This window comes from Limimaricola pyoseonensis (genome assembly GCF_900102015.1).
In the GTDB taxonomy this organism is placed as follows: domain Bacteria; phylum Pseudomonadota; class Alphaproteobacteria; order Rhodobacterales; family Rhodobacteraceae; genus Limimaricola; species Limimaricola pyoseonensis.
This window is the reverse complement of the sequence record NZ_FNAT01000015.1, coordinates 24,585-36,522: the sequence shown is the minus strand read 5'-3', so window position 1 is coordinate 36,522 and position 11,938 is coordinate 24,585. Positions and strand designations below refer to the sequence as shown.

General features: G+C 69.1%; 13 protein-coding genes. 4 read left to right on the top strand and 9 right to left on the bottom strand.

All coding sequences use genetic code 11. The annotated features are described in order from the left end of the window. Positions 1 to 548: 548 nt before the first annotated feature. A complete protein-coding gene (rarD, locus tag BLT43_RS18355) occupies positions 549 to 1,445 on the top strand; it encodes an EamA family transporter RarD (protein ID WP_090115289.1) in 897 nt (298 codons plus the stop codon). 14 nt (positions 1,446 to 1,459) lie between these two features. On the opposite strand, the gene BLT43_RS18350 is transcribed toward rarD, so the two are convergent. Both BLT43_RS18350 and BLT43_RS18345 read right to left on the bottom strand, forming a co-directional pair. Then, a complete protein-coding gene (locus BLT43_RS18350; protein ID WP_090115286.1) occupies positions 1,460 to 1,861 on the bottom strand; it encodes a hypothetical protein in 402 nt (133 codons plus the stop codon). Further along, on the bottom strand, positions 1,861 to 2,547 hold the full coding sequence (locus BLT43_RS18345) for a ParA family protein (RefSeq protein ID WP_090115284.1): 687 nt from the start codon (positions 2,545 to 2,547) through the stop codon (positions 1,861 to 1,863). Before BLT43_RS18345 ends, BLT43_RS18350 begins: the two co-directional genes overlap by 1 nt. Positions 2,548 to 3,461: 914 nt before the next feature. Between BLT43_RS18345 and BLT43_RS18335 the strand changes: the two genes are divergently transcribed. Then, positions 3,462 to 4,529 (top strand): replication initiator protein A, encoded by a 1,068-nt coding sequence (locus BLT43_RS18335; RefSeq protein WP_090115280.1) that lies wholly within the window; start codon positions 3,462 to 3,464, stop codon positions 4,527 to 4,529. 18 nt (positions 4,530 to 4,547) lie between these two features. On the opposite strand, the gene BLT43_RS18330 is transcribed toward BLT43_RS18335, so the two are convergent. Both BLT43_RS18330 and puuE read right to left on the bottom strand, forming a co-directional pair. Further along, positions 4,548 to 5,036, bottom strand: a complete 489-nt coding sequence (locus BLT43_RS18330) for an ureidoglycolate lyase (RefSeq protein WP_090115278.1) — start codon at positions 5,034 to 5,036, stop codon at positions 4,548 to 4,550. Then, positions 5,033 to 6,442 (bottom strand): allantoinase PuuE, encoded by a 1,410-nt coding sequence (gene puuE, locus BLT43_RS18325; RefSeq protein WP_090115277.1) that lies wholly within the window; start codon positions 6,440 to 6,442, stop codon positions 5,033 to 5,035. The genes BLT43_RS18330 and puuE overlap by 4 nt, the downstream gene beginning before the upstream one ends. Before the next feature lie 151 nt (positions 6,443 to 6,593). On the opposite strand from puuE, the gene uraH reads away from it, so the two are divergent. Both uraH and BLT43_RS18315 read left to right on the top strand, forming a co-directional pair. Further along, positions 6,594 to 6,947, top strand: a complete 354-nt coding sequence (gene uraH, locus BLT43_RS18320) for a hydroxyisourate hydrolase (protein ID WP_090115275.1) — start codon at positions 6,594 to 6,596, stop codon at positions 6,945 to 6,947. 106 nt (positions 6,948 to 7,053) lie between these two features. After that, positions 7,054 to 8,295 carry a glycerophosphodiester phosphodiesterase family protein gene (locus tag BLT43_RS18315; protein ID WP_090115273.1) on the top strand — a complete coding sequence of 414 codons (1,242 nt, stop codon included), beginning with the start codon at positions 7,054 to 7,056 and terminating at the stop codon, positions 8,293 to 8,295. A gap of 39 nt (positions 8,296 to 8,334) precedes the next feature. Here the strand turns inward: BLT43_RS18315 and BLT43_RS19205 are convergent, their stop codons facing one another. The 5 genes from BLT43_RS19205 to phnC all read right to left on the bottom strand — a co-directional run bounded on the left by BLT43_RS19205 (position 8,335) and on the right by phnC (position 11,897). Further along, a complete protein-coding gene (locus BLT43_RS19205) occupies positions 8,335 to 8,505 on the bottom strand; it encodes a hypothetical protein (RefSeq protein WP_165612669.1) in 171 nt (56 codons plus the stop codon). A gap of 110 nt (positions 8,506 to 8,615) precedes the next feature. Next, positions 8,616 to 9,527 carry an HAD-IIA family hydrolase gene (locus BLT43_RS18310; RefSeq protein ID WP_090115271.1) on the bottom strand — a complete coding sequence of 304 codons (912 nt, stop codon included), beginning with the start codon at positions 9,525 to 9,527 and terminating at the stop codon, positions 8,616 to 8,618. Next, the gene (gene phnE / locus BLT43_RS18305) at positions 9,524 to 10,327 is read right to left on the bottom strand and encodes a phosphonate ABC transporter, permease protein PhnE (protein WP_090115269.1); all 804 of its coding nucleotides are present in this window, start codon (positions 10,325 to 10,327) and stop codon (positions 9,524 to 9,526) included. The genes BLT43_RS18310 and phnE (BLT43_RS18305) overlap by 4 nt, the downstream gene beginning before the upstream one ends. Beyond that, positions 10,324 to 11,124: a phosphonate ABC transporter, permease protein PhnE gene (phnE, locus tag BLT43_RS18300; RefSeq protein WP_090115268.1), complete on the bottom strand. Its 801-nt coding sequence runs from the start codon at positions 11,122 to 11,124 to the stop codon at positions 10,324 to 10,326. The genes phnE (BLT43_RS18305) and phnE (BLT43_RS18300) overlap by 4 nt, the downstream gene beginning before the upstream one ends. Next, positions 11,121 to 11,897, bottom strand: coding sequence for a phosphonate ABC transporter ATP-binding protein (gene phnC / locus BLT43_RS18295; protein WP_090115266.1), 777 nt, complete (start codon positions 11,895 to 11,897; stop codon positions 11,121 to 11,123). Before phnC ends, phnE (BLT43_RS18300) begins: the two co-directional genes overlap by 4 nt. Positions 11,898 to 11,938: the final 41 nt, after the last annotated feature.

Sequence of the window (11,938 nt, the reverse complement as noted above, 5' to 3'; positions counted from 1 at the left end):
GGCTAGGACCGGGACAGTCATCCGTCTTGTGCTTCAGATCTCATAAGAGAACCGAAAGCCGTCCAAGACGGTGAAGCTGACATCTCATCATCGGCCGAAGCCTAGAGACGCGATACACAGACGTTGATCCATCGAAATGAACCCGTGACCGCCCGCATATCTCTTCAGATACTCGCGATGTCAAAGAGCCAACGGAAGAACATCAGAACCAGGCGCCCTAACTCGCGGCGCCCCGCCCTGCCTCATCTTCCGAAGCCCAGCAGCACCTCAGCGCCGCCGGTGAGGGGCCTTCTACGGATACCCACCGACCCCCGCAAGAGAAAAATTCGACGAATTTTGCACGACGCAGGGTCAGTTCACACGGCCGTCAAATTGCGCGGCGATCATGGCGGTTTGGCGGGCCCGTGCGCCCTGCCTCCCCCCCCCCTGCCCCGCCCCCTGCTCTGCCGGCCGGCCGCGCCGGCGGCATTGCATGATCCCGTCATGGGATCTTGAACCCGCCCCCTTGGCGCGCGACTGCTGTGAGGCGGGAACCAAGGGAGCGCCCCATGCAGCACAACGACGACAGCGCGCGCGGCTTCGTGCTGGCCACCACCGCCTACGTGATCTGGGGCTTCCTGCCGCTCTACATGAAGGCGCTGGCGCATCTGCCGCCGGCCGAGGTCATCGCGCACCGGGTGCTGTGGTCGATCCCGATCGCCGGGCTGGTGCTGTGGAGCACCCGGCGCGTGGGCGACCTGAAGCACGCGCTGCGCACGCCGCGCATGCTGCTCATGGCCGCGGTGACCGCGGCGCTGATCTCGGTGAACTGGGGCATCTATGTCTGGTCGATCGGCTCGGGCCACGCGCTCGACGCGGCGCTCGGCTACTACATCAACCCGCTGTTCAGCGTGTTCCTCGGCGCGGTGCTGCTGGGCGAGAAGCTGAGCCGGCTGCAGCTGGTGGCGATCGCGCTCGCGGCGGCGGCGGTGGTGATCCTGACCGTCGCCTCGGGCCGGCTGCCGGTCGCGGCGATCGGGCTGACGCTGAGCTGGGGCGCCTATGCCTTCTTCAAGAAGTCGCTGCCGATCGGGCCGAACCAGGGCTTCCTGCTCGAGGTGCTGGTCCTGATGGCGCCGGCGCTCGCCTATCTGGGCTGGCTGGCGGCGACCGGCCAGGGGCACTTCCTGGGCGGCACGCGCTCCGACTTCTGGCTGCTGCTGGGCTGCGGCGCGATCACCGCGGTGCCGCTGATGATCTACGCCAACGGCGCCAAGCTGCTCCGGCTCTCGACCATCGGCATCCTGCAATACATCGCGCCGACCATGATCTTCCTCACCGCGGTGCTGGTCTTCGACGAGCCCTTCGACCCGGCGCGGCGCGTGGCCTTCCCGATGATCTGGGCGGCGCTGGCGCTCTACACCGGCTCGATGCTGCGGCGGCCCCGCGCCAGGGCCGCCGGCTAGGCGGCGGCCGGCGCTCAGCCCTTGCCGTAGGTCCGCTCCAGGAGCTCGACCGCGCGCTCCAGCGTCTCGCCCAGGCCCCAGCCCTGCGCATCGGCGATGGCGGTGTAGGCGGCGATGGTCTCGGGCCTGGCCTTGAGGTTGAGCTGGGCGTTGCGCCCGGTGCGGCGGCGGCGCTGCACCCGCCCCCCTGCCCCGCCCTGCGGCGGTGCGGCCGGCTCCGGAGCGGCCGGCGCCGGCGCAGGCGTGGGCACGGCCCTGGCCTCGCGGCTGCGGAAGCCCAGCTTCTCGGCCGCCTGCCGGGTCTCCTCGGCGGCCGGGCGCGGCCGGGGGGCGCGCGGCGCGGGCGCCCACTCGGCCGGGTCGAAATCGTCCAGCGCGTCGCCGAAGCCGAGATCGGCGCGTTCCCTGTCGCTCATCACGCCGCCCCCCGCTCGTCCTGCCACTCACGCAGCCGCGCCACCACCTCGGCGGCGAACTCGCGGGCGTTGGCCCGCGCCTTGGCGAGGTTCGACACCTGCGCCTCGGGCAGGTCGGCCAGCAGGCCGCCATAGTCGAACACGTCGCGGAAGGCGGCGCGCTCGACCAGCGCGCTGCGGAACACCGGCACCCCTGCCCTGTCGAGCTGGTCCTTCACGTTCTTGAGCGCGCGGCTCGCCACCGCGGCGCTGGTGCGGGTCATCAGCACCGCGTGGTTCAGCGAACGCCGCGCCATGCGCTCCTGGTTGCGGATCAGCTTCACGGTCTTGGCCGCGCCCTTGGCGTCCATGCTGCCGCCCTGGGTCGGGATCACCACTAGATCCGACATGCCGATCGCGTTGGCGACCATCAGGCTGGCCGTGCCCTCGAGATCGACGATCACGAACTGCGCGCGCTGCGCGGCCTCGTCGATCTGGTCGGGGATGCTGTCCTCGGTGATCTCGGAGACCACCTCGATGCTCTCCGGGCAGCCCGGCAGGCGCGACCACTGGGTGATCCACTTCTCGGTGTCGGCGTCGTGGTTGGCGATGCGGGCGCCGCGGCTGGCGAGCTCGGAGGCGAGCATCAGCGCGGCGGTGGTCTTGCCGGCCCCGCCCTTGGGGTTGGCGAATACGATGACGGGCACGTTGCGGCTCCTGATCTGACTGCTCGGGAGCAGGTTACGCCAGCCGGCGCCCGGATCGACATGGTAGCCGGTAGCTATCTGGTAGAGGCCGGCGAAGTGTGATCGGCGGGTAACAGGATGGTAGCTGGTAGCTATCGGCTTGCTGCAGCCTCGGAGCCGGCCTGCAGGCTATTTGATAGCTATCGGCTAGCTCGTCGGGGAGGCGCTTGGCCCCACCCCCGGCAGGAGAGGGGAGGGGAGATTCCGGCCCCCCCGGCGGTCCGCTCGACCCCCGAACGCGGAGATCGGGAACCGCCAAACGCGGACATCAGGAACCCGCGTTCGCGGACATCAGGAACCGCCGAACGCGGACATCAGGAACCCCGAATGCGGACATTGGGAACCCGTCCGGAGGCATGCGGAGAACAGGAACCGCCTGTGGATAAGTCGGCCCTGCAAACGCGGACATCAGGAACCGAAACGCGGACATCAGGAACCGAAACGCGGACATTAGGAACCGGGATTTTCGGATTTCCTTTTTATAACAGTGAGTTGGCGGTCGTTTTGAGGGGCGTAACACTATAATACACATATAAACACAGGGAAGAGACGCCCCAGGCCTGTGGATAACTTCCAAGCCGGCCCCGATTTCGGGCCACGGACCGCGTCACGTTCCCGATCACCCGAATCGATTGACAAACCCCCTTCGCTCGGGCCAGTTGGTTCCCGATCCCCCGAATCCGCGCTGCCGAAATGCGGGATCATGCAGTGAAACAAGGCGGACGAGGGTCGCGATCTTTCAAATCACGCGCTCTTTCCCGCATAGATGTTCCCGATCCCCCGAAATCGGGCCAAACGACCATGGGTCAGGGGTTGCTGTTCCTGTTCCCCCGAATTAGGCCGGATCGTTCCCGATCCCCCGAACGAGGCTGAAGATGCGCGAGCAAAAGGCGGAACAGAGCAGCCTCGACCACCTGCTGCCCGATCGGCATCCGCAGATCGACTACAGCATCTGCGACGTCGCCGAGGCGGTGCTCAAGGACCTGCTGCCGTCGATGGAGCATCCCTTCTACGCGCTGTCGAAGAAGCCGGACATGTCGGTGCGGCGCTACGAGCATGACGGCAACTGGGTCGAGGTGATTCCCTCGGCCAAGGGGCAGGCGACGATCTACGACAAGGACATCCTGATCTACGCTGTCAGCCAGATCATGCACAAGCTGAACCGCGGCGAGAGCGTCGACCGGGTGCTGCGCTTCAACCCGCGCGACCTGCTGATCTTCGTCAACCGCGGCACGGGCGGCAAGGATTACGACGCCTTCTGCGAGGCGCTCGACCGGCTGATGGGCACGGTGATCAAGACCAACATCACCACCCGCGCCAGCGTCGACGAACCGCTGGGCGAGGAGGAGGCGCGCGGCTGGTTCCACCTGATCGAACGCGCCGTGGTGGTGCGCAAGGGCGACGAGGAGACGGGCCGGATCATGCATGCCGAGATCCAGCTCTCGGAATGGGTCTACAACTCGATCCGGCGCAAGTCGGTGCTGACGCTGCACCGCGACTACTTCCGCCTGCGCAAGCCGATCGAGCGCCGCGTCTACGAGATCGCCCGCAAGCTCTGCGGCAGCCAGGCGCGCTGGCAGATCAGCCTCGAGAAGCTTTTGATGCGCACCGGCGCGCGCTCCGAGCTCAAGCGCTTCCGCCACACGATGAAGGAGATGGCGCAGAGCGACCACCTGCCGGACTACCACGTCGATTACGACGACGAGACCGACATGGTCGTGTTCCGCAACCGCTGCGGCGGACCGAGCGGCCCGGTCGAGATCACCGCCATCCCGCAGCTGCCGGCCGAGGCCTATGCCGCGGCCCGACGGGCGGCGCCGGGCTGCGACGTGCATGCGCTCGAGGCCGAATGGCGCGCCTGGGCCGGCGACGTGCCGCGCGATCCGACGGCGGCCTTCGTCGGCTTCTGCCGCAAGCGGGCCGAGATGCTGGAGGCCGGCTGAGCGGGCAGGGGGCCCGCCTCAGCCGATGACGCGCCAGGGCGTGTCGAACCAGTGCTCCTGCAGGTTGTCGCCGGGCCCGATGCGGTCGACGACCGCGAAGAGCCCCGGCGCCGACAGCGGCGTCAGCACGCCGTGCCAGGTGTTCCGCAGCAGGTTGATCCCTTGCCCCGGCGTGGTGACGAAGGCGCGCGGCGCGCCGGGACGGCCGTCCTCGTCCGGCGCGACGATCACCAGGAAGGACGCGAGGCTCATCGGCAGGAAGGCCTGGCTGCCCTCCGGGTGCCGCTCGACCATCTCGAGCGCGTAGGGCAGGACGCGCGGCTCGGCGTCGAAGACCGAGATCCCGGCCCGGCCCTCGGCCCCGAAATCGAGCCGGGCGAGGTCGTGATGCCGGCCGCAGAGCCCCTGGTTGATGATCCGGTCGGGCGGGCCCACCGCCTCGATCACGTCGCCGAAGGGCGCGAAGGCGTCCCGCGTCAGCGGCTCGGTGCGGATCTCGCGGCTCATCCCAGCATCGCCCGCAGACGGTGCTCGGCGATCCGCTCGACCTGCCGGCAGGCCTCGGCGAACTCGGCGTCGCGGTCGTTGTCGATCCGCCGCTCGAAGGCGGCGAGGATGCCCGCCTTGTCGTGGTCGCGCACCGCGATGATGAAGGGGAAGCCGAACTTCGCGACATAGGCGTCGTTCAACTCGGTGAAACGCGCGCGCTCTTCGTCGGTCAGCGCGTCGAGCCCGGCGCTGGCCTGCTCGGCCGTGCTCTCGGCCGTCAGCCGCTTCGCCGCCGCGAGCTTGCCCGCGAGGTCGGGATGCGCGGTCAGCACGCCGAGCCGCTCCTCGGCGCCGGCCGAGCGGAACATCCGGGCCAGCGCGTTGTGCAGCCCCGAAGCCGTGTCATGCGCCGGACCCAGTTCGAGGTCGAAGGCCCGCTCCGCGATCCAGGCGGAATGCTCGAACACGCCGCCGAAGCGGGCGACGAAGGCGCCGCGATCCATCTGCGAGGGCCGCTCGCGCGCCACCGGCGGATGCGTCGCCGCCCAGTGCTCGGCGATCTGCAGCCGCGTCGCGAACCACACGCCCTCATGGCCGCGCACGTAGTCGAGGAAGCGCTTCAGCGCCTGCGCCCGGCCGGGGCGGCCGACGAGGCGGCAATGCAGCCCGACCGACATCATCTTCGGCGCGCCGGCGACGCCCTCCTCGTAGAGGCAGTCGAAGCTGTCCTTCAGGTAGGTGAAGAACTGGTCGCCCGAGTTGAAGCCCTGCGGCGTCGCGAAGCGCATGTCGTTGGCGTCGAGCGTGTAGGGCACGACCAGCTGGTCGCGATCGCCATAGCGCACCCAGTGCGGCAGCTCGTCGTCATAGGCGTCGGCGGCATAGGCGAAGGAGCCGTTCTCGGCCACCAGCCGTAGCGTGTTCTCGGAGCAGCGCCCGGTGTACCAGCCGCGCGGCGCCTCGCCGACGACTTCCGTGTGCAGCCGGATCGCCTCTTCCATGTCGGCGCGCTCGGCGGCTTCGTCCGCGTCCTTGTACTCGATCCATTTCAGCCCGTGCGAGGCGATCTCCCAGTCGGCCGCCTTCATCGCCGCGACCTGCTCTGGGCTGCGCGCCAGCGCCGTGGCGACGCCGTAGACCGTGACGGGCAGGTCCTTCAGCATCCGGTGCAGCCGCCAGAACCCGGCGCGCGCGCCGTATTCGTAGATCGACTCCATGTTCCAGTGCCGCTGCCCGGGCCACTGCGCGGCGCCGACGATCTCCGACAGGAACGCCTCCGAGGCGGCGTCGCCGTGCAGCACGTTGTTCTCGCCGCCCTCCTCGTAGTTCAGCACGATCTGCAGCGCGATCTTCGCGCCGCCCGGCCATCGCGGGTCCGGAGGGGTGGCGCCGTAGCCGATCATGTCGCGGGGATAGCGGGTCAATTCCAAGCTCCGTCCTGTGTCGCCGGGGATCATAGACAGCGCCCCAGGGGCATGCTTTCAAAAAATGCAGAAGGCACCCTCGCACGCCCCGCCGCTTGGTCTACGCGCGCGGGCGGGCGAGAAACGCCGCAACCACAGGGGAGGGACCGCCATGGCCGGCTATCTGACGACGCATGTGCTCGACACCGCGCGGGGCCGCCCCGCCGCCGGGCTGGAGATCGAGCTCTTCCGCCTCGAGGGCGAGACCCGGCGCAGCCTGCGCCGCATGACCACCAATGCCGACGGCCGCACCGACGGGCCGATCCTGCCCGAGGCCGAGTTCGAAACCGGCGCCTACGAGCTGGTGTTTCGCGCCGGCGCCTGGCTCGACGCCGAGGGTTTCGCGCCCGAAAGCCCGCGCTTTCTCGACGAGATCCCGATCCGCTTCGGCATGTCCGAGCCCGCGCATTACCACGTGCCGCTGCTGCTCTCGCCCTTCGGCTATTCCACCTATCGCGGAAGTTGATCCGCAAATTTACGAAACTGTTATCGTAGCGTCACCTTTCGCATATGTTCGTTCCCGAGAAGGTCCGGGCAAAGCCCCGGACCCGATCGACAGGGAGGAAAGACATATGAAACGCGTGACACTACTGGCGCTGGCGACGGCGCTGCCCTCGATGGCTCTGGCCGAGGCGCACATGGCGGGCGAGGGGCCGGCGGTGAGCTACGGACAGCGCCCCGCCTATCTCATCGACAAGATGGAGGACGGCGAGCTCAAGCAGAAGCTGATGTCCTGCGAGGGCCAGACCCCGCAGCGCACGGCCTTCTCGATCGGCCATCGCGGCGCGCCGCTGATGTTCCCCGAGCACACGGTGCAGTCGAACCTCGCCGCCGCGCGGCAGGGCGCGGGCATCCTCGAATGCGACGTGACCTTCACCGCCGATCACGAGCTGGTCTGCCGCCACGCCCAGAACGACCTGCACACCACGACCGACATCCTCGTCACCGATCTGGCCGGGAAGTGCACCACCCCGTTCAGCCCGGCGGGCGAGGGCACCGAGGCCGCCGCCGAGTGCCGCACCTCGGACCTCACCCTGGCCGAGTTCCGCGAGCTGTCGCCGAAGATGGACGCGGCGAACAAGGCCGCCACCACGGCCGAGGAGTACCAGGGCGGCACCGCCGACTGGCGCACCGACCTCTATGTCGACGGCGCAGAGCTGATGACCCATGCCGAGTCGATCGAACTGTTCGACAGCCTCGGCGCCGACTTCACGCCCGAGCTGAAATCGGCCTCGGTCGAGATGCCGCATGACGGCTTCAGCCAGGAGGACTACGCGCAGAAGCTGATCGACGAGTACAAGGCGGCCGAGATCGACCCGTCGCGGGTCTGGGCGCAGAGCTTCAACCTCGACGACGTGAAGTACTGGATCGAGAACGAGCCCGAATTCGGCGCACAGGCGGTCTATCTCGACGACCGCTACGAGGCCGAGGATGACGACGAGGGCCTGATCGACCCGAACGACCCCGCCACCTTCAAGCCGACCATGCAGGAACTCGCGGACATGGGCGTGAACTACATCGCGCCGCCGATGTGGATGCTGGTCACGCTCGACGAGGCGGGCGAGATCGTGCCCTCGGCCTATGCCGAGGAGGCCAAGGCCGCCGGTCTGAACCTGATCACCTGGACGCTCGAGCGCTCCGGCCCGCTGGCCGGCGGCGGCGGCTGGTACTTCCAGTCGGTCACCGACGCGATCGACGATGACGGCGACTACTACGAGCTGCTCGACGTGCTGGCGCAGGACGTGGGCGTCGCGGGCGTGTTCTCCGACTGGCCGGCCTCGGTGACCTACTACGCCAACTGCATGGGCCTCTGAGCCCCTGCCGCGCCGCCCCTGTCCGGGGCGGCGCGGGTCTCAGTTCTGCAGATCGTCGTAGAGCGCGGTGAAGCGGCGGTGCTGCGAGCTGTCGCGACCCTGCTCCAGCGCGCCGCGCAGCCGGGTCTCGACATCGACATGCTCGGGCGTCTGGCGGCGGACCAGGTCGCGGTCGGGCCGGTCCAGCGGCGTTCGGATGGTGTCCGTCATGGGCAATCCTCGATACGGGCCTCGATGCGGGCCCTGATACGGGCGGGTTCCATGACCGACAGACATAGAGCGGCACCGGGCCGAGGCGGCGCGACACGCCGCCGCGCGGCTCAGATATGCGGGATCACCCAATCCGGCACGATGCCCGAGCGGTCGATCGCCCGCACCACGTCCTCGCCCGCGAGCGCGCCGTGATCCGTCACCAGCGCCGAGGCGAAGCCCATGGCGCGGGCACCGAGGATGTCGGTGTGCAGCGTGTCGCCGACCATCAGCACCCGCCTCGGGTCGGGCCGCGGCTCGAGCCGGTCGAGCGCCAGCCCGAAGATCGCCGGGAAGGGCTTGCCGAAGAATTCCGGCTCGGCCAGTCCGGCATCGGCCAGGGCATGCGCGAAATGCCCGGGCTCGAGCGACAGCCCCGCCTCGCGCGGCGCCACGATGTCGGGGTTGCCGACCAGAACGGGCCGCGGGCGGCGGCGCAGCGCGTCCCTGAGCCGGCCCTGCCGCGCCGCGCTCCAGCCGTCCGAGCCGACCAGCAGGAAGCCCTCGGCCCAGTCGTAATCGGCGGCGCGGTCGCACAGCAGCCGCGCCTCGATCCCCTCGAACTCCGACAGCCCGTAGGCCGGGCCCAGCATCAGCCCCCAGCGCCGCGCCGGCTCGTGCCCGAGCCGCGCCAGCAGCGCCTCGCGGCTGGTCACCACCTCGTTGGCCGCGAAGTCGAAGCCCAGCCGGTCGTAGCGCGCCAGCATCGCCCGCTTCGGGTAGCCGGCCGAGTTCGACACCACCATCACCCGCTTGCCGGCCTGCCGCAGCGCCTGGATGCGGGCCGCGGCGCCGAGGATCGGCGTCTCGCCCACGTTTAGCACGCCATAGGCGTCGAACAGCACCACGTCGAAGGGCCCGGCGATCTCGCCCAGGTCGGCGGCCCGGCCGAAGCCCGCGCCGGGCGCCGCCCCGGGCAGCCGGTGCCGCACCCCGAGATAGCTCTCGAAGGCGGCCGCGCCCGAGGTGGGGGCGGGGCTCACAGGATACGGCGGCGCAGCCAGGCCGAGACGATCTCGCCCAGGATCACCAGGGCGAGGATCGCCAGCAGCACCGTCGCCGCCTCCGGCCAGTTGAAGGTGTCGATCGCGCCCTGCAGGATGATGCCGATCCCGCCCGCGCCGACCAGGCCGAGCACGGTGGATTCGCGCAGGTTGATGTCCCAGCGCAGGATCGACACCGCCCAGAAGGTCGGCATCACCTGCGGCACGATCGCGTAGGCGATCACCTTGAAGCGCGACGCGCCGGTGGCCTCCAGCGCCTCGACCGGCCGCTTGTCGATCTCCTCGATCGCCTCGCCCAGGAGCTTGCCGACGAAGCCGATCGAGCGGAACATGATCGCCACGATGCCCGCCACGATGCCGGGGCCGAAGATCGCCACGAAGAGCAGCGCCCAGATGATCGTGTTGATCGAGCGCGACGAGACGAGGATGAAGCGGCCGATCCACAGCGTCGCCCGGTTCGGCGTGGTGTTCTGCGCCGCGAGATAGGCCACCGGCAGCGACAGGATCACCGCGAAGGCGGTGGCGATGGTGGCGATGTTCACCGTCTCCCACAGCACCCGCAGGATCGCCGCGAGATTGGTCGGGTCGGGCGGCACCATTCGGCCGAACAGGTCGCCCATCTGCGCCGGCGCGTCCCAGACCCAGGCCCAGATCACCTCGATCGAGCCGAGCGCCCAGCCGATCGCCAGAGCGCAGAGCGCGAAGACGCCGTAGCGCTGCATCCGCTGGCGGAAGCTGAAGCGGGTCCAGTCGTCGCGGTTGAGGTCGCTCAGGGTCATAGCCGTTTCCTGATCTGGCCCGACACCGCCTCTGAGAGCAGGATCACCCCGACGATGACGATGGTGATGGCGAGCGCGAAGTCGTAGTCGTAGCGGCCGAAGGCGTTGGCCAGCGTCGAGCCGATGCCGCCGGCGCCGACGATGCCGACCACGGCCGAGGCGCGCAGGTTGCTGTCGAGCTGGTAGATCGTGAGGCCCACCTGCCGCGGCATGATCTGCGGCACCACCGCGTAGATCAGCGTCGAGAGATAGGGGGCGCCGGCCGCCTTCATCGCCTCGACCTGGCCGAAATCGATCTCCTCGATCCGCTCGGCCAGCATCTTGGCCACGAAGCCGATCGAGTAGACGGTCAGCGTCAGCACGCCCGCCAGCGGCCCGAAGCCCACCGCCTTGACGAAGATGATCGCGACGATGACGGGGTGGAAGCTGCGCGCCACGATGATGATGGCGCGGCCGAGGTAGAACACCGCCTGCGGCACGACGTTGCGCGCCGCCATGAAGGCGATCGGGATCGACATGAGCACGCCGAGGAAGGTGGCGAGGATGGCGATCTTCAGGCTTTCGAGAAAGCCGTCGATCAGCAGGCCCGAGCGCTCGAAGCTCGGCGGGAAGGCGCCGCCGAAGATCCGGCCCGCGCGCTCCAGCCCCTCGGCCACACGCGCCCAGTCGATCGGCAGCGTGGCCAGCGTCCAGACGACGTAGAGGATGACGCCGGCATAGACCGCCCAGCGGATCACCGGGTTGGCGATGAAGGACGGCTTGCGCCAGTGGTCGCGAACCTGCGGGGCCGTGCTCATGACGCCGCCTTCAGCCCTTCGGCGCGGTCGGCGGCGGGGCTGCCGGAATAGATCCGGTCCATCGCCTCCTGGTCGAGCTCGGCGGGCTTGTCGTCGAAGATGATCCGGCCGTAGCGCATGCCGACGATCCGGTCGGTGTATTCCTTGGCCTCGTGCACGTTGTGGATGTTGATCAGCACCGGCAGCTTCAGCTCGCGCGACAGCGCCCGCAGCAGCTCCATGATCTGCTCCGAGGTCTTGGGGTCGAGCGAGGCGGTCGGCTCGTCGGCCAGCAGGATCTCGGGCTTCTGCATCAGCGCCCGGACCACGCCGACGCGCTGCCGCTCGCCGCCCGACAGCTCGTCGGCGCGCTTGTCGGCGTAATGCGCGATGCCCACCCGCTCCATCAGCTCGTAGGCGCGGCGGATGTCCTCGCGTGGATAGCGGCGCATCAAGGCCGCCCAGGTCGAGATGTAGCCCAGCCGGCCCGACTGCACGTTCTCCATGACGGTGAGCCGGTCGACCAGGTTGAAGCCCTGGAACACCATGCCGATCTTGCGCCGCGCGGCGCGCAGCTCGCGGCCCCTCAGCCGCGTCAGCTCGGTGCCGTTCAGCTCGACGCTGCCCGATGTCGGCTCGACCAGCCGGTTGATGCAGCGCAGAAGCGTGCTCTTGCCGGCGCCGGACGAGCCGATGATCGACACCACGCTCTCGCCCTCGATGGTCAGGTCGAGGTTCTTCAGCACCGGCTCGCCGCTGCCGTAGCGCTTCACCAGATCCCTGATCTTCAGCATGTCTTCTCTCCGTAGAGGCCCCGGCCCGTGGCCGGGCCGGG

What these genes read in the sequence shown, in the direction of transcription:
- rarD (WP_090115289.1), top strand. Translation starts at nt 549, where the DNA reads ATGCAGCACAACGACGACAGCGCGCGCGGCTTCGTGCTGGCCACCACC.
- BLT43_RS18350 (WP_090115286.1), bottom strand. Translation starts at nt 1,861, where the DNA reads ATGAGCGACAGGGAACGCGCCGATCTCGGCTTCGGCGACGCGCTGGAC.
- BLT43_RS18335 (WP_090115280.1), top strand. Translation starts at nt 3,462, where the DNA reads ATGCGCGAGCAAAAGGCGGAACAGAGCAGCCTCGACCACCTGCTGCCC.
- BLT43_RS18330 (WP_090115278.1), bottom strand. Translation starts at nt 5,036, where the DNA reads ATGAGCCGCGAGATCCGCACCGAGCCGCTGACGCGGGACGCCTTCGCG.
- uraH (WP_090115275.1), top strand. Translation starts at nt 6,594, where the DNA reads ATGGCCGGCTATCTGACGACGCATGTGCTCGACACCGCGCGGGGCCGC.
- BLT43_RS18315 (WP_090115273.1), top strand. Translation starts at nt 7,054, where the DNA reads ATGAAACGCGTGACACTACTGGCGCTGGCGACGGCGCTGCCCTCGATG.
- BLT43_RS19205 (WP_165612669.1), bottom strand. Translation starts at nt 8,505, where the DNA reads ATGACGGACACCATCCGAACGCCGCTGGACCGGCCCGACCGCGACCTG.
- phnE (WP_090115269.1), bottom strand. Translation starts at nt 10,327, where the DNA reads ATGACCCTGAGCGACCTCAACCGCGACGACTGGACCCGCTTCAGCTTC.
- phnE (WP_090115268.1), bottom strand. Translation starts at nt 11,124, where the DNA reads ATGAGCACGGCCCCGCAGGTTCGCGACCACTGGCGCAAGCCGTCCTTC.
- phnC (WP_090115266.1), bottom strand. Translation starts at nt 11,897, where the DNA reads ATGCTGAAGATCAGGGATCTGGTGAAGCGCTACGGCAGCGGCGAGCCG.